Source organism: Rhodococcus sp. FG69 (assembly GCF_057808915.1).
This window is the reverse complement of sequence record NZ_JBMDIX010000010.1, coordinates 87,758-104,190: the sequence shown is the minus strand read 5'-3', so window position 1 is coordinate 104,190 and position 16,433 is coordinate 87,758. Positions and strand designations below refer to the sequence as shown.

The 16,433-nt window shown below is 63.9% G+C and carries 12 protein-coding genes; 6 read left to right on the top strand and 6 right to left on the bottom strand.

The window, feature by feature from the left end; translation table 11 throughout:
* Nucleotides 1-67 precede the first annotated feature (67 nt).
* A complete protein-coding gene (locus tag ACODSO_RS10205; RefSeq protein WP_489036835.1) occupies nt 68-793 on the top strand; it encodes an IclR family transcriptional regulator in 726 nt (241 codons plus the stop codon).
* 71 nt (nt 794-864) lie between these two features.
* On the opposite strand, the gene ACODSO_RS10200 is transcribed toward ACODSO_RS10205, so the two are convergent.
* From ACODSO_RS10200 to ACODSO_RS10185, 4 genes are read right to left on the bottom strand one after another with little or no spacing between them, the layout of a single operon-like run.
* Nucleotides 865-2,997: an alpha-galactosidase gene (locus ACODSO_RS10200; protein WP_489036833.1), complete on the bottom strand. Its 2,133-nt coding sequence runs from the start codon at nt 2,995-2,997 to the stop codon at nt 865-867.
* Nucleotides 2,994-3,920, bottom strand: coding sequence for a carbohydrate ABC transporter permease (locus ACODSO_RS10195; protein ID WP_489036832.1), 927 nt, complete (start codon nt 3,918-3,920; stop codon nt 2,994-2,996). Before ACODSO_RS10195 ends, ACODSO_RS10200 begins: the two co-directional genes overlap by 4 nt.
* Nucleotides 3,920-4,819, bottom strand: coding sequence for a carbohydrate ABC transporter permease (locus tag ACODSO_RS10190; protein ID WP_489036831.1), 900 nt, complete (start codon nt 4,817-4,819; stop codon nt 3,920-3,922). The genes ACODSO_RS10195 and ACODSO_RS10190 overlap by 1 nt, the downstream gene beginning before the upstream one ends.
* Nucleotides 4,820-4,865: 46 nt before the next feature.
* On the bottom strand, nt 4,866-6,161 hold the full coding sequence (locus ACODSO_RS10185; protein ID WP_489036830.1) for an ABC transporter substrate-binding protein: 1,296 nt from the start codon (nt 6,159-6,161) through the stop codon (nt 4,866-4,868).
* Nucleotides 6,162-6,374: 213 nt separating this feature from the next.
* On the opposite strand from ACODSO_RS10185, the gene ACODSO_RS10180 reads away from it, so the two are divergent.
* The 5 genes from ACODSO_RS10180 to ACODSO_RS10160 are packed head-to-tail and all read left to right on the top strand — an operon-like array spanning nt 6,375 to nt 12,666.
* Nucleotides 6,375-8,411: a beta-galactosidase gene (locus tag ACODSO_RS10180; protein WP_489036829.1), complete on the top strand. Its 2,037-nt coding sequence runs from the start codon at nt 6,375-6,377 to the stop codon at nt 8,409-8,411.
* Entirely contained in the window at nt 8,411-9,247 is an 837-nt protein-coding gene (locus tag ACODSO_RS10175) for a DeoR/GlpR family DNA-binding transcription regulator (RefSeq protein WP_489036828.1), read from the top strand. The genes ACODSO_RS10180 and ACODSO_RS10175 overlap by 1 nt, the downstream gene beginning before the upstream one ends.
* On the top strand, nt 9,234-10,388 hold the full coding sequence (gene galT / locus ACODSO_RS10170; protein ID WP_489036827.1) for a galactose-1-phosphate uridylyltransferase: 1,155 nt from the start codon (nt 9,234-9,236) through the stop codon (nt 10,386-10,388). The genes ACODSO_RS10175 and galT overlap by 14 nt, the downstream gene beginning before the upstream one ends.
* On the top strand, nt 10,385-11,551 hold the full coding sequence (gene galK, locus ACODSO_RS10165; protein WP_489036826.1) for a galactokinase: 1,167 nt from the start codon (nt 10,385-10,387) through the stop codon (nt 11,549-11,551). Before galT ends, galK begins: the two co-directional genes overlap by 4 nt.
* Before the next feature lie 23 nt (nt 11,552-11,574).
* Nucleotides 11,575-12,666 carry an ABC transporter ATP-binding protein gene (locus ACODSO_RS10160; RefSeq protein WP_489036825.1) on the top strand — a complete coding sequence of 364 codons (1,092 nt, stop codon included), beginning with the start codon at nt 11,575-11,577 and terminating at the stop codon, nt 12,664-12,666.
* 104 nt (nt 12,667-12,770) lie between these two features.
* Here ACODSO_RS10160 and ACODSO_RS10155 read toward each other — a convergent pair whose 3' ends face one another.
* Together ACODSO_RS10155 and ACODSO_RS10150 are read right to left on the bottom strand one after the other, a co-directional pair.
* Entirely contained in the window at nt 12,771-13,910 is a 1,140-nt protein-coding gene (locus tag ACODSO_RS10155; protein ID WP_489036824.1) for an aromatic ring-hydroxylating oxygenase subunit alpha, read from the bottom strand.
* Nucleotides 13,907-16,333: a GcvT family protein gene (locus tag ACODSO_RS10150; RefSeq protein ID WP_489036823.1), complete on the bottom strand. Its 2,427-nt coding sequence runs from the start codon at nt 16,331-16,333 to the stop codon at nt 13,907-13,909. Before ACODSO_RS10150 ends, ACODSO_RS10155 begins: the two co-directional genes overlap by 4 nt.
* Nucleotides 16,334-16,433 lie beyond the last annotated feature (100 nt).

Sequence of the window (16,433 nt, the reverse complement as noted above, 5' to 3'; positions counted from 1 at the left end):
GCGACGGAGCCACTAGTGCAAGACTGGGGGTGTGCCCCCCTCCCGACCGACTTCTCCGATTCAGTCCGTGGACCGCGCTATCGAGGTTCTCGAGTTCCTCGCGGACCACGGCGAATCGGGTGTTCAGGAGGTTGCGACGCATCTCGATGTGCACAAGTCGACCGCCTTTCGGCTCCTTGGTGCTCTCGAGGCCCGACGCCTCGTCGAACAACCAGGTGAACGCGGCAAGTACCGCCTGGGCATCGGCCTGATTCGGCTCGCCACCTCGGTGTCCAGCCAGATGGATATCACTCGACTCGCTCGGCCGATTCTCCACGACCTGGCCGACACGATCGGCGAGACGGTGAACATCGCAGTCCCCGACGGCACCGTCACCGTCAACATCGACCAGGTTCGCGGCGGATCGTCGATCATCAGCCACAACTGGATGGGTGAACGCTCGGCCCTGCACGCGACGTCGAGCGGCAAAGTCCTGATGGCCTACGACGACGCGCTGCTGAAAGCTGGAGTCGACGGCGTGTTGGAGCTGTTCACCGAGAACACCATCACCGACCGGCAGGACCTACTCGACGAGATCGAAACCGTCCGTGCCAGCGGGATCGCCTACGCCCGTGAAGAGCTGGAGATCGGGCTCAACGCAACAGCGGCCGCAATCTTCGGCTACGACGGGCGAGCCCTCGGCGCCATCACGGTGTCGGGACCGGCTTACCGCCTCGACGAGGAGAACCTCGTCGCTGCCGGTGAAGCGGTTCTCGCCGCTGCCCGGACGGTGTCGTCGCTGATGGGCGCCTAAGTGAGACGAAGACTCTGTTCGCGATCGCGATAGCTCGAACACTCGTGTCGGCGCCGATAACTCGGCCTCGATCAGACGGCCTGCACTCGGAGCAGAACACCGGTCTGCGGGAACAGCACCGGTAGGGCCACCCCGGCGTGGGCGAGGGCCGAACCAGTCAGTTCCAGCACACCCCTGGCCGAGATCCACTGGGGTAGCTCGATGCCATGCCCGAGATCGCTGAGGGCGTGCTCGAACTCGACTCGGTAACGGCCAGTAGCGTCGAGTCCGGGGAGCCTGACTCGATCGGTGCGGTCTTCCGGCGAAGTGTCCATCCGGACGACGGAGTATGCGGCGGCGGACCCATCGGATGCAACGACACCGTGTACCCAGACGCTCGGGTCGGGGTGATCGGCGCGGACCACATCGCCGGTGTGCAGAAGTGGTCGCAGTTCCTTGTAGATTGTCGTCCACGAGGTCAGGTACGCCAGGTCGTCGGCGGCCAACTCGGCGATGTCCATCTCCAGACCTGCGTGCCCGAACAGTGCAGTGAGGCAGCGAAACTGAAGTGTCGACCAGCGACCCGATGTATGTGCGATCTGTGGTCCCACATGGGAGCCGATCAGTTCCGGTGGAATCAACTGGGTGGTCCATCGCTGAATACGCTGGCGCTCCAAGGGATCGTTGGTGTCCGACGCCCACACGCGGTCCGTGTGCTCGAGTACTTCGAGATCGATTCGCGCGCCGCCAGAGGCGCATGACTCGAACTCGACGGCCGGGTGTCGTGATCGGAGCTCGTCGAGCAGTCGGTAGAACGCAACGGTCTGCGAGTGCACTGCGGCGTGCCCGGCCGTGTCGACGGCGAGTATCAGATCACGGTTGTGATCCCACTTGACGTAGTCCGGCCCCTCGTTCGACAGCACCGTGTCGATGGCAGAGAGAAGGTAGTCGAACACGTCGTTCCGGGTGAGGTCGAGCACGTGCTGGTGTCGCCACTCGAGCGGGATGCGGCCGGGTGCGGCCAGCAGCCAATCGGGATGTGTACGGGCAATGTCGGAGTCGAGGTTGACCATTTCCGGTTCGAACCACAGGCCGGGGCTCATGCCCAGAGTGCGAACATGGTCGAACAGCGGCGCCAGACCGTTCGGCCAGACGTCGGAGTCGACCTGCCAATCACCGAGACCGGCGGTGTCGTCACGGCGATGGCGAAACCAGCCGTCGTCGAGCACGAACCGCTCGACACCCACCTGGGCAGCGATGTCGGCGATACCGCGAAGCCGATCGAGATCATGATCGAAATACACGCCTTCCCAGACATTCAGCACGACGGGACGCGGCGACGTCGGGTGGGAGGAGCGTGAGCGCAACCACCGATGCAGCGAGTGGGCCGAACCATCCAGTCCGGCTGCGGAATACACGAAGTGCACCCAGGGTGACACGTAGAACTCGCCCGCCGCCAACACAGTCTCACCCGGTGCCAGCAGCTCTCCTCCCCCGATGACGGCGGAGGCTTGACCGGCCCGCTCGGGTAGACGCTCGGCGAGGTGCACGTGATCCCCGCTCCACGCGGTGTGTACACCCCACACCTCGCCACGGCGGAAGCCGAAACCGTCGCTGCCCGCGGTGAGGACCAGGGTTGCGTCGTGCCCGGTGCGTCCACGTCGAGACGAACGCACGACTGAGCCGTGGTCGAACCGTCGTCGCTGCGGGGTTCGTTCGCGGCAGTGACGACCGGTGGTGTCGAGTAGTTCGGTTGCCGTGTCGGGCAGCGGCATCAGCGTCATGACTGCGTCGACAGTCAACGGCGAGTCCACGGCGTTGTGCACGCTCTGCCGTACCCGAAGCGATCCGCCGATCTCGAGGCGCAGCTCGGTCGACCAGGAGATGCCGAGCTCGGAGTCGGATGCGCTGACGACTGCGCCGAACTCGGTGGAGTCGACCGAAACCTGGGACCACCGAGGGTATTGAACAACCCCGCTGCGATGCAGTGCCAGAGCTGGAGTGCCCTGCCACGCATCGTGTCCGCCAGGAGCGACGGTGAGCCAGCGGGGTACGTCGGCGCTCGAATGCGGAACAGCGGGAATGGCTGCGCAACGCAGTCCCGACAGGTCCGCATCCGAGAGCGTGCCGAGATCGGCACCCCAGTGCAGTACCGCTGGTAGGTCCGTCGACGACGGACCGAGGATAACCATGACACCGTCACGGCGAAGAACGGTGAAACTCACTTGTTGGCACCCATCGTCAGTCCGGACACGAAGTGGCGCTGTAGCGCAACGAACACCAGCACGGTAGGCAGCGCGACCAGTACTGAACCTGCGGCGAGCAGGTTGGTATCGGTGAAGAAGCTGCCCTGCAGGTTCTGCAGAGCCGTTGTGACGGGAAGTTTGTCACCACTGACCATGAGCGCCAATGCCCAGAAGAAATCGTTGTAGATCCACGTGACCAGAAGCGTCGCGAGTGCCGCCAATGCGGGACGACACAGAGGCATGACGACTTGCCAGTACTGGCGGAACAAGCCGGCACCGTCGACGGTCGCCGCCTCCAGCAGTTCGTGCGGCACCGTCTTCATGTAATTGCTGAGGACGAATACACAGAAGCCGGTCTGGAACGCGACGTGCACGATGATCAGTCCCCAGTAGCTGTCGTACAACGATCCGGACGAGCTGAGCCAGTACGGAACGGGAATTGCGTTGTACAGCCTGAACAGTGGGGTGAGGAGAGTCTGCTGAGGGAGGAGGTTTCCGGCGATGAAGACTGCCAGCATGAAGATGTTGAACTTCCAGCTGAACCGCGCCAGGATGAACGCCGCCATCGAGCCGAAGAACAGGATCAGCAGCACCGACGGAACCGTGATGATCAGCGAGTTCAGGAAGTAGTGCGGGATCCCGCCGATGTTCCACGAGTCGATGTAGTTGCTGAACGTGAATCCGCCGACGGACAGATAGCCGTTGAGCAGGACGTAGTCGTAGTCGCGGAACGAGTTGTAGACCGCCCAGACCAGCGGGAAGAGCCAGACCAGAGCCAGGACCGTCAGTAGGACGTAGACAGCGATCTGAGCGGTACTTGCGCGTCGGCGATTGGCGACCGCCGCGCGGTTCCGGGTAAGGGGGTCGCGCTGCGGCGGTGCGATGGGCGAGGTGATGGTCATCAGTCTTTGCTCCGAAGAACGATGGAGAGATAGAGGGCGATGAAGACGAGCGAGATGACGAGCATGATCGTGGCGAGTGCAGATCCGAAACCGATGCGGCCCGCTTCACCGACGACGTTGGCCGTGACGAGAGCAGAGATCAGTTCGAGTCCGTTGCGGCCCTTGTTGATCACCCATACCAGGTCGAATGCGCGCAGTGCTTCGATCACGGTGATGACAATGATGAGAAGGTTCGTATTTTTCATCAGCGGGAAGACGACGCTGAAGAACGTGCGGATAGGTCCGGCGCCGTCCATGACCGCGGCTTCTCGCACCGACGGGTCGATCGCTTTGAGTCCGGCCAAGTACAGCAGCATGATGTAGCCGGTATGACGCCATCCCGCGGCCACCATGACCGCCCAGATGTTGATGTCCGGATCGCCGAGCCAGTCGACGTCGGTGCCGAGAACGCTGTTGAGTACGCCACCCTCGGTGGAGTAGATGAGCTGCCAGATGAACCCGATGAGCGCCATCGACAACACGACAGGAATGTAGAAGATCGACTGGTACAGGCGTGAACCCTTGAGGTTCTTGTCGAGCACTATCGCCAGCAGGATCCCGATGACGGTGGGTACCAGGAACAGGAAGGCGAGCCATAGAACATTGTTCTGCAACGCCTTCTGGAACGGTGGATACGCCTGCACCGCATCTACATAGTTCTGCGTACCGATCCATTCGATGCTGGAGGTGCCGCCGATACCGTCCCACCGGCTGAACGACAGGACGACGGTGAAGAAAGTGGGAATCCAGACGAGCCCGACGACGATCAGAGCTGGCACGCCGAGCATGAGAGCGATGGTCCACTTGTCGCGAACACTGCGCCGGATCTTCGGCGACTTGACCCGTTCGGGTGCGGTCATTGCAGTACCTGATCTCGAAGTTGCTGGGACATAACGGATGTACAACTCATGTTCCGAACACCGCTGCCTTCTGACGCTCGATACTGCGGACCAACCCGTCGACGTCGTTCGGGTTGCCGATGAACTGCTGGATGGCGGGGATCAGCACGATCGACGCGAAGTCCGGTCGTGTGTCCCGATCGAGGAACTGTGTGATGGATCCTGCGTTCTGAACCAGTGCAGCCGACTTCTGCACCAGGGCGGGGAATGCCGTGAGATCGGCGTCGCGGTGGGCGGGGATGGCCTGCGGATCCTGCTTCGCGTAGGCGACGGCCGGCTCGGGTCCGGTGAGGTAGGTGAGGAAGGCCTCGGCACTCTCGCGGTTGCGCGGATCGGCGCGCATCATGAAGCCATCCATGGGTGCTTCCACCGCGGAGCTGCCGATGGCCGAATCGAGTTCCGGAAACGGGAAGAAGTCGAGGTCGTCGCGGTCCGGTCCGGCGGGGAAGCTCTGGGCGACGAACATGCCTGCAACCAGCGATCCGACGCTCTTGTTGAGGAGCGCCTGCTGGGCCTCGGACATCTTGCGGCCCAACGGCTGTTCCTGGTGGAACGGGAGAACTTCGCGCCAGGTGTCGAAGACGGCGCGCACTCGGTTGTCGGTCCAACTGACGTCACCGGCGAGCAATTCGCGGTGGAAGTCGACTCCGTTGAGGCGCAGATTGAGATAGTCGAAGGTGCCGAACGGCGGCCAACCGTCGCGCGCTCCGAAGCCGATCGGGGTGATGCCGTCGGACTGCATCTGCTTGTTGAGGGTGACCCACTGGTCGAACGTTGCGGGGGGCTCGTAGCCCTTCTCGGCCCACAGGCTCGGCCGGTAGAACACGGCCCACGGGTAGTAGAAGAACGGAATCAGGTATTGATTGCCGTCTGACGCGGTGGAGTTCTCTTCGAAGCTGTCGCTGAAGCCGCCGCCGTTGGCGGTCCAGATCGACGAGACGTCGTCCACCAGCCCCTTGTCGGCGAAGTACTTCATGCGGTAGCCGCCCATCCACGTGAACACGTCGTCCGGCGTGCCCTGGAGGTAGTTGTTGACGTTCTCCTGGAACGACGTCGAGTCGACGGTGTTGACGCGGACGTTCCGGCCGGACTCGCGCTGATACATCGCGACGACGTCCTCGACGCCGACCTTCGAGTTCTTGTCCGACAACCGGGAACCGAGGGTGACCACGTTCGGATCGACCCCGCTCGAACACGACGACAGGAGGCCGCCGGCCGTGACCGCGCCTGCGGCGACGAGCGCGGATCTGAGGAAGTCGCGCCGAGACGGCTGCCACATACGCGGCCACTCGTGTGGATTCATGGGAGTCCTTTGGCGAAAGCTGCACGATAACGATCAGAACTGAACAGAGATTGTGTTCGTTCATGATGACTATCTGACCGAATGGAGTGATGCAGGTTACACAAACATGTCCCGCAGTGGAATGTCAAGGCCTTCGTAGCCCCTCAAGCAGCGGAAGTTGAGAAATGTTCATTCCTGTTGACTTTACGGCGCCGGTGACCCATATTTGTGAGCATGGACACAGCGCGACCCACGACGTGGCCCACCGATGGCATCTCCTTCGGTGGTGACTACAACCCTGAACAGTGGTCCGAAGACGTCTGGCGCCATGACATAGAGCTCATGAACGAAGCCGGCGTCGACTTCGCGACGGTCGGAGTGTTCTCCTGGGCACGGCTGCAGCCCACGGCCACCACATGGGACTTCGAGTGGCTCGACCGCGTTCTCGATCTACTGCACGACGGCGGAATCCGCGTCGACCTTGCCACCGCCACCGCGTCGCCGCCGCCGTGGTTGTCCACCGCCTACCCGCAGATACGACCCGTCGACGAGCGGGGCTACCGCTATGCCATCGGTAGCCGCCAGACCTGGAGCCCACATTCATCGGTCTACCGGGAACATTCCCTGGTGCTGGTCGAGAAGATGGCTCAGCGATACGGCGATCATCCGGCGCTGGCGATGTGGCATATCTCGAACGAACTCGGGTGCCACAACGCACTCTGCTACTCCGACGACAGTGCCCACGCCTTCCGGCAGTGGTTGCGCGCCAGGTATTCCGACCTCGAGCGACTGAACGTCGCGTGGGGCACCGACTTCTGGAGCCAGCGCTACAGTGCCTGGGAGGAAATCGTCCCGCCGTCGGTGAGCACCACGTTCGGTAACCCCACCCATCAGCTGGATTGGCGACGTTTCTCCTCGAACGCTCTACTCGAGCAGTATCGCGCGGAGAAGGCCGTACTCGCCCGCATCACCCCGAACATTCCGATCACGACCAACTTCATGGTCGGCATGGGACAGGGGTCGGCCCTGGCGGGGAACATGGATTACGCGTCGTGGGCGCCCGAGCAGGACATCGTTTCCACCGATCACTACCTCGTCGGCCCCGAGACCGGCGATGCTGCCGCGCACCACCTCCTGTCCTTCTCTGCTGACCTCACTCGTGGTGTTGCGGGCCGTCGGCCGTGGCTGCTGATGGAGCACTCCACCAGTGCCGTCAACTGGCAGCACATCAACCGCGCGAAGGCGCCAGGCGAGATGATGCGAAACTCCCTCCAGCACATGGCTCGCGGCGCAGACGGAATCGCCTACTTCCAGTTTCGAGCATCGCGCGCAGGCGCCGAGAAATTCCATTCCGCTCTCGTCCCGCACGCCGGTGAGGAGTCCGCACGCTGGCGGGAGGTCGTCGAACTGGGCTCGGCACTACGTCGCCTCGCGCCGGTTGCCGGCAGCAAGGTCGACGCGCGCGTCGCGGTGCTGTTCGACTGGGAGTCCCAGTGGGCGTGCGAGCAGGAGGGCCATCCGTCGAAGGCCATGCAGCCCATGGAGATCGCGCGCCGTGCGCACCGCGGATTTACCTCGGGCGGAGTGACCTGCGATGTAATTCCGTCTTCGACCGATCTCACCCGATACGCCGTCATCGTCGTCCCGGCGCTGTACCTGTGCAGCGCTGACACGGCCACACGGATCGCCGACGCGGCCCACGCGGGAGCGCGGGTGCTGATCACCGCGTTCTCTGGCATCGCGGATGAGGACGACCACGTGCAGCTCGGCGGCTACCCCGGCGCATTCCGTGATCTGCTCGGCATTCGTGTCGAGGAGTTCTTCCCGTTGGCCGAAAACGAAATCAGGCATCTCGACGACGGCACAGTTGCCGAGATCTGGACCGAATACCTCACGGTGGCCGATGACGTCGATGTTCTCGCACGGCACACGGAGGGTCATCTTGGCGGAGTACCCGCTGTGACGAAGCGGCCGGTGGGCAGTGGTGACGCCTGGTATCTGGCCACCGTCCCTGACGCCGCCGGGTGGGAGAAGATCGCCGATACGGTCTGTACCGCTGCAGAAATCGACGTTCGACGCGACCTTGGTGGCGACGTCGAGGTCGTGCGCCGGTCTTCCGGCGACAGATCGTGGTTGTTCGTCCTCAACCACGGTGTCGACAAGATCACCGTCCCTGCCTTCGGTACCGAACTGATCACCGGTGAGAGCGTCGACGGCCAGGTCATCGTCCACGCGGGCGGCAGTGCCGTCATCGCCGAACAGGCCGGCTGATGCTGGCTCATCAGCGGCAGCAGCGCATCCTCGATCAGGTCACTGCCATGGGCGCTGTGAAGGTCGCCGATCTGGGTACGTCGCTGTCCGTCTCCGACATGACCATTCGACGCGACATCAACGAATTGGTCGAGCGCGGCCTGGTCGAGCGAGTGCACGGGGGGGTCACCCTGCCCCGGTCCGCCAGCGTGTTCGAGCCCGGGTTCTCCGCGAAGTCCGGGCTCGATCAAGAGGCCAAGACTGCCATCGCACGGGCTGCGGCGCGGTTCGTCCGACCGGGGACGTCCATCGGGATCTCCGGTGGAACGACGACGCACGCGCTTGCTCAGGAACTCCTCGACGTCCCCGACATCACCGTCGTCACCAACTCGCTGCCGGTAGCGGATCTGTTCAACACCGAGGGCCGGACGGATCAGACGATTCTGCTCACCGGAGGCCAGCGGACTCCGTCCTACGCTCTGGTCGGTCCGTTGACCGTCGGCGCTCTGCAGGGCATTCACCTGGATCTGCTGTTCCTCGGCACGCACGGTGTCGATGTCGAGACCGGGCTGACGTGCCCCAATCTGATGGAGGCACAGACCAATCAGGCGCTGGTCGCCTCGTCGCGACGCATCATCGTGGTGGCCGACCACACCAAGTGGGGGCTCCGAGCTCTCGCGAACACCATTCCCCTCTCGCGCGTCGACGTGTTCGTCACCGACTCCGGCCTCGACGCCGGCGCCCGTGACGCGCTCGTCGAAGCTGTGGACGACGTCGTCATCGCCGGCGAACCGGCCCACGAGATTACGCAGGCGCTCGACGTCACGCAGGAACGAGAACTCGATGACCGCGCATGACGCCGCCGCGATCTCCCGACACGCTGTACGCAAGACTTCGACCACAATGGCCGACGGCCGCGAGCTGATCTACTACGACGACTCCGAGCCCTACGTATCCGGCTCGGAAACACGGGAGTTGGTGGACACGCGGTCACTGCCGCCGTCGGTATCCGAGTCACAGATGCGATTCGACGTGCTGACCGGCGACTGGGTGGTCATCGCAGCCCAACGGATGGATCGCACTTTCCTCCCGCCCGCCGACGCGTCCCCCCTGGCCCCGTCGCGGCCGGATCGACCGGCAACCGAGATTCCGGCGTCGGACTACGACGTGGTGGTGTTCGAGAACCGGTTTCCGTCGCTGTCGGAAACTGCTGCGCAGCAGAATCTTCCGACCGGGGTCGATGGTGACGCACTGTGGCCGCTGGCAGCGGGCACCGGCCGGTGCGAGGTGGTCTGCTTCGCCAGTGACCCCGACGCTTCGTTCGCCTCCCTCGACCTACACCGGGTTCGGACCATCGTGGACGTCTGGGCAGATCGAACCGCGGAACTGTCCGCGATAGACGGAGTGCAGCAGGTGTTCTGCTTCGAGAATCGGGGCAAGGAAATCGGCGTCACGCTCACGCATCCGCACGGACAGATCTATGCGTACCCGTACCTGCCGCCCCGGACCGACGCGATGATGCGTCAGTCCCGCGGTCACTTCGAGCGGACCGGTCGAGTGCTGTTGGCAGATGTTCTCGCGGCCGAACTGCGGTCCGGGCGACGTATCGTCGTCGACGCGGAACACTGGGTCGCGTACGTGCCTGCCGCGTCGCGCTGGCCGCTCGAGGTGCACCTCGCGCCGCGTCGTGACGTGGCAGACCTGGCTGATCTGGCCGACAGCGAACGTGACGAACTGGCAGTGGTCTACCGAGATCTGCTGCGCGCGGTGGACAGTTTCTTCGACGGCGTCGATGCGGTGCCGTACATCGCTGCGTGGCATCAGGCACCGGTGGGCGGCGATCGAAAGCTGGGACGGCTGCACCTACAACTGTTTTCGATGATGCGCTCGCCCGGTCGAATGAAGTTCCTGGCCGGCTCGGAGTCCGCCATGGGTGCCTGGGTCAACGACACGACGCCGGAGCGGATCGCCGACCGACTGCGCGAGGTCATCGCATGAGCGCCGCTACGTGGTTGCCCATCGTCGCCGAGGGTGAACTCGCCGACGGGGCGATCGGACAGTTCCGACAGTCGTTCGGCGGCGAGCCGGACGGTGTGTGGATCGCACCCGGGCGTGTCAACCTGATCGGCGAACACGTCGATTACGCAGGGGGACTCGTACTTCCGTTCGCGTTGCCGTACGTGACTGCCGTCGCCGTGCGTCTGCGGCCGGATTCGACGATGCGCGCGGTGTCCACTCACACCGACGATTCGTGGACCGGAGATCTCGGAACCGTTGCACCGCGGTACCCGGCAGGGTGGGCGGCCTACGTCGCCGGAGTCTCCTGGGCACTCGGCGTGACTGACGGTGTCGATGTTGCAGTGCATTCGTCGGTTCCGGTCGGTTCGGGTCTGTCCAGCTCTGCGGCGTTGGAATGCGCTTTCGCCCTTGCCCTTCAGGAGCTTCTTGATCTCCCGGGCGGTCGGAAGACTCTGATCGATGCCTGCATTCGCGCCGAGAACGAGATCGCCGGTGCGTCGACAGGCGGTATGGATCAGTCCGTCGCAATGCTCGCCGAGGCCGGCAACGCCGTGCTGCTCGACTGCCGAGATGGGTCGACGCGGCAGATCCCCCTCGACCTGGCGGCGGCGGGAATCACCCTGCTCATCATCGACACCAACGCACCCCACCGCCTGGTCGACGGCCAGTACGGTCAGCGTCGAGCGTCGATCGAGAAGGCATGCGCCGAACTCGGCGTCACCACCCTTCGCGGGCTCGACCCAGAGACTGCCACGGCGTCGTTCGCCGATTCCACGCTGCGATCACGAGTTCGGCACGTTACCAGCGAAATTCGACGCGTCGAGCGTGCCGCGGATCTGCTGGACCACGGTGCGGCCGGTCCCGAGCTCGGCGAGCTCCTCACTGCCTCGCACCGGTCGTTGCGAGACGACTTCGAGGTCAGCTCGGTCGAGCTCGACAGCGCGGTCGACGCGGCCCTGGCCGCCGGTGCGTACGGAGCGCGTATGACCGGCGGTGGATTCGGCGGATCCGCCATTGCTTTGGTCCCGACCGAGCGCGCCGAAGCAGTGGCCGACAAGATCGTCACGCGTGCAATGGAATCAGCACTTCCGGTCCCCACCTTCCTCACCGCTGAGCCTTCCCGCTCGGCGCACCGACTCTAGACACACAAACAAGGAGCATTCTCATGGCACAGGTCACCTACGAAGGCGCCACCAAGCTCTACCCGGGTTCGGACGTCGCTGCGGTCGAGTCGTTGGATCTGGCCATCGAGGACGGCGAGTTCCTGGTCCTGGTCGGCCCGTCGGGTTGCGGAAAATCGACGTCGCTGCGCATGCTCGCCGGTTTGGAGGACGTCGACTACGGCGCCATCAAGATCGGTGACCGCGACGTCACCTCGCTCGCACCGAAGGAACGCGATATCGCGATGGTGTTCCAGAACTACGCGCTGTACCCGCATATGACCGTCGCCAAGAACATGGGCTTCGCGCTGCAGATCGCCGGCATGGACAAAGCAGAGGTCGGCCGACGCGTCGAGGAGGCCGCGAAGATCCTCGATCTGACGGACTACCTCTCTCGTAAACCCAAGGCGCTCTCCGGCGGTCAGCGTCAGCGCGTTGCGATGGGACGAGCCATCGTCCGCAACCCGCAGGTGTTCCTCATGGACGAGCCGCTGTCCAACCTCGACGCCAAGCTCCGAGTGCAGACCCGCACGCAGATCTCCCTGCTGCAGCGCCGACTCGGCACCACCACGGTGTACGTCACGCATGACCAGGTCGAGGCGATGACGATGGGCGACCGGGTTGCAATCATGAAAGCTGGTGTGCTGCAGCAGTGCGCCAGCCCGAAGGAGCTCTACGAGAACCCGGTCAATGCCTTCGTTGCCGGATTCATCGGCTCCCCTGCCATGAACCTGTTCGACGTCGACGTCAGCGCAGGTTCTGCTCGACTCGGTTCACTGTCCGTCCCCATCGAGCGCGCGGTCGCCGACCGGATCGACGGCACGCGGGTGACGATGGGTGTGCGGCCCGAGTCGTGGACCGTCGCCGACACCGGCACCGACGTGCAGGTCGACGTCGTCGAAGAACTCGGCGCGGATTCCTACATCTACGGCCACGCCCTCGGCGATATCGGAGCCGACGGCAATTCAGGCGCCCAGATCGTCGCGCGGATCCCCGACATCGCCACGCCGGCACAAGGTGACGTCATCAAGCTCGCGCCCCGCGCCGAGTCAGTGCACTATTTCTCGACGAAAACGGGATTGACTCTGCGCCCCTGAGTTCGATGACGCTCTGTGCTCGAGATGCGACGGAAGTACCCGGCAGGGAGGGAAGTCGCACGTTCAGGAAGGAATAGGCAATCGTCGCCGTGGTAAGAAGCGGTCTAGGCAACTCCGCCGGTCACGAAGCGCGACACCCATTCGTGAAACTGCGTGATGTGATGCTCCGACGGCACCAGAACGCCACCGTTGCGGTACATCCGTGACGACATCGCCGGCTGGCACCGCTCGCAGGCGTCGAAATCCTGCTCGTTGACGCGATGGAACAACTCGACCGAGCGGTTCATCGTCTCGGTGTTCGCCGGATCCGCGACGACACCCGGCGCATAGAGCCAGTCACATTCGACGACAGTGCGATCGACTGCCATCGGAAACATGCGATGGATGATCACGTGATCGGGCACGAGGTTGACGAAGACCGTCGGCCTGATCGTGATCGCGTAGTACCTGCGGTCCTGATCCTCTCCAACGCCGCCGAGCGCATCGAACCCGGCCGAACCGTCGACGGTGAACCCTTCGATCTCGGCCCCGAACTCGGCGCCGTGCCCGACGTACGTCTGCGCGGCATAACCGTCGGCGAATTCGGGAAGGACCTCGGTGAGCTCGGGATGGATCGTCGCGCAGTGATAGCACTCCATGAAGTTCTCGACGATGAGCTTCCAATTGGCCCTGACGTCGTAGGTGATCCGGCGCCCCAGTGCGAGCTTCTCGGTGCCGTAGCTGTCGATCTTGCCGAGTTCGCCGAGTCGTTCGCGGACCTCGCCCTGCACGCTCTCCTCGAACGACGGTGGTTCGTCGGCGACACACACCCAGACGTAGCCGAGCCATTCTCTGACGTGTACGCCGCGCAGACCGTACTCGGTGCGGTCGATGTCAGGCATGTTGATCAAATTCGGTGCCGCAATGAGCTTTCCGTCGAGATCATAGGTCCACGCGTGATATGGACACTGGAAATTGCGTTTGACGGTTCCCGCCGCCTCCGTGCACACCAGCGCACCACGGTGCCGACAGACGTTGAAGAACGCCCGGATGCCGCCCTTACGATTTCGGCTGATGAGCACCGATTCACGTCCCACCTGCACGGTTCGGAAGTCACCTGCAAGCGGGATGTCGTCGGACCGGATCGCACAGATCCACATCTCCTCGAAGATCTTCTCCTGCTCTCTCTCGAAGTACGCCGGGTCGACGTAGGTGTGTCCACCGAGGGTGTTGAGCAGTGTGCGTGTCGGCTCCACGATCGTCATCGCCTGATCCTTGTCATCTCGGGATCGAACAGCGGTTCGGCCATCACCGTCGCTGGTAGAAGATCGCGGAAGTACTGCACTGCAACGTGATCACCCGATTTCGTCGACGACGGCAACCACGCGTAGGCGATCGTCTTCCCGATCGTGTACCCGTAGGCGGCGCTCGTCACGTAGCCCGACACTGTGCCGTCGATCAGCACCGGTTCCTTGCCCATCACCACGTGCGACGGGTCGTCGAGGGTCAGACACACCAGCCTTGTCGAGGATTCAGCGCCCAACATCTCGGCCCCGATGAACCCTTCGGTCTTTCGTACCGCGAAACCTAATCCCGCGGAATAGGGGTCGTGTTCGGCGGTCACGTCGGCTCCCCAGGACCGGTACCCCTTCTCGAGTCGCAGGCTGTTGAACGCGCTGCGTCCGGCAGCCACGACCCCGAATTCCTGTCCCGACTCCCACAGTGAATCCCATAGCCTCAGAGCGGTATCGGCGTCGGTGTACAACTCCCAGCCGAGTTCGCCGACGTATGACAGTCTCAGTGCCAGAACATCGATGCCGGCGACGTGGATGGCCCGTCCGTTGAAGTACTTCAGGCCGGTGTGCGAGATATCGGCATTCGTGAGCGGCGCGAGCACGTCCCGAGCGTGCGGTCCCCACAGTCCGATACACGCTGTGCCCCCGGTGATGTCGCGGACATAGGCGTCGGGCCCCGCGTGACGCCGCATCCAATCCTCGTCGAGCGGACCGTTGACTCCGACCTGGAAGCGGTCGTGCGCGACCCTCGCGACCGTGATATCGCTACGAACCCCGCCACTCGCGTCGAGCATCAGCGCGTACGTGACGCTCCCGACCTTCTTGTCGAGCTGGTTCGTCGTGAGTTTCTGCAGCAGGGCGAGGGCTCCCGGGCCGCCCACTTCGAGGCGTCGTAGCGGGGTCATGTCGTACATCGCGACGGCTTCTCGCGTCTTCCAGGCCTCGACGGCTACCACGGGCGACCAGAACTTGGACGACCACGGTTCCCGCTTCTGGGCCTGCCACTGCTCCGGAAGCTGCTCCAACAGAGAAGCATTCGACTCGTACCAGTGCGGCCGCTCCCAACCGGCCCCTTCGAGGAACACCGCGCCGAGCTCGCATTGCCTGCCGTAGAACGGCGTCACTCGTAGCGGTCTCGGCTCTTCCTTGGGCTGGAGTGGGTGCATGATGTCGTAGACCTCGGCGAAGTTCTGCGCGCTCGTCCGGGCGACGTTCGAGGGAACGAGGTCCGTCTTCTCGAAGCGGTACAGATCGCACTCGTGCATGTCGATCTCGCTCGTCCCGTCGACGAGAGTTTCCGCCAGTGATTTCGCGACGCCAGCGCTGTGCGTCACCCAGATGGCCTCGCACGTCCACAGGCCTGCGACCTCCCGGGACTCACCGACCAGCGGAGCGCCGTCGGGAGTGAAGGAGAAGATCCCGTTGAACGCGCGCTCGAGGCCACCGCCGCGGAGTGAGGGGATGAGCTCGGTGCTGTAGCGCCACGCGTCGGCGAAATCGTCTTCGGTGAAAGCCATCGACGACGGCATGTCCGCTTCGGTGACGTTCTCGCTGCCCGGGAGCGTCCGTGAGTCGACGGGCATCGGTCGGTGGTGGTAGGAGCCGATCCCGAGGTGGTCGCCGTGTTCGCGGTAGTAGAGGCTGCGGTCCTGGTGGCGAAGGATCGGCAGGACGGCCTCCTTCCCTGCCGCCTTCGCTGGGAGGTCCAACCCCGTGGTGTGGGCGTACTGATGCGCAAGCGGCAACAGCGGCACGGTGATGCCGAGCATGTCCCCCAGCTCCGGCCCCCAGAACCCGGCGCAGCATACGACGACGTCGGCCGGGAAGGTCTCTCCGCCGGCTTTCACCGCGGTGACCCGCCCGGACACCTCCTCGATGGCTGTGACCTCCATGGAGCCGATGAACCGGGCGCCGCGTTCGGTTGCCGATGCGGCTTGCGCGCGGCTGGCGAGGACCGCCTTGGCCAGCCCGTCGTCAGGGGTGTGGAGGCCGGCAAGGATCAACTCGCAGTCCAACAACGGGTAGAGCTCGAGGCATCGCTCGGTGTCGACGACCTCCGACGGCAGTCCCCACGACGTCGCGAACCCGTGCCGCCGATACAGCTCGTCGACGCGCTCCGGGGTGGTTGCGACCTCCAGACCGCCGACACTCAGGAAACATCCGAGGTCCTTGAACTTGGCAGCCGTATACGCCGCGAAACGAGACATCGAGCGCGAAGCGTTGGTCGCGAAGACGAGGCCGGGTGCGTGCGAGGTGGACCCGCCCGGCAGTTCGATGGGCCCTTTGTCGAGCACGGTGACGTCGGTCCAACCGCGTGAGGTGAGTTCCTCGGCGAGGCTACAGCCGACTATGCCTGCGCCGACGATCACCACCCTGGGCGAATTCGATGCCATTACTTGCTCCTGGGGGCTGTACGTGAGAACGATTTAGTTGCACAATACGAACTGCGATTCGTATAACGCAACAGATTCACACAATCGACATGGAGTGTTC

Bases quoted from the DNA above. Each gene is read 5' to 3' on its own strand.
- ACODSO_RS10155 (WP_489036824.1), bottom strand. From the start codon at position 13,910: ATGACGATCGTGGAGCCGACACGCACACTGCTCAACACCCTCGGTGGA.
- ACODSO_RS10180 (WP_489036829.1), top strand. From the start codon at position 6,375: ATGGACACAGCGCGACCCACGACGTGGCCCACCGATGGCATCTCCTTC.
- galT (WP_489036827.1), top strand. From the start codon at position 9,234: ATGACCGCGCATGACGCCGCCGCGATCTCCCGACACGCTGTACGCAAG.
- galK (WP_489036826.1), top strand. From the start codon at position 10,385: ATGAGCGCCGCTACGTGGTTGCCCATCGTCGCCGAGGGTGAACTCGCC.
- ACODSO_RS10150 (WP_489036823.1), bottom strand. From the start codon at position 16,333: ATGGCATCGAATTCGCCCAGGGTGGTGATCGTCGGCGCAGGCATAGTC.
- ACODSO_RS10160 (WP_489036825.1), top strand. From the start codon at position 11,575: ATGGCACAGGTCACCTACGAAGGCGCCACCAAGCTCTACCCGGGTTCG.
- ACODSO_RS10190 (WP_489036831.1), bottom strand. From the start codon at position 4,819: ATGACCGCACCCGAACGGGTCAAGTCGCCGAAGATCCGGCGCAGTGTT.
- ACODSO_RS10185 (WP_489036830.1), bottom strand. From the start codon at position 6,161: ATGAATCCACACGAGTGGCCGCGTATGTGGCAGCCGTCTCGGCGCGAC.
- ACODSO_RS10195 (WP_489036832.1), bottom strand. From the start codon at position 3,920: ATGACCATCACCTCGCCCATCGCACCGCCGCAGCGCGACCCCCTTACC.
- ACODSO_RS10175 (WP_489036828.1), top strand. From the start codon at position 8,411: ATGCTGGCTCATCAGCGGCAGCAGCGCATCCTCGATCAGGTCACTGCC.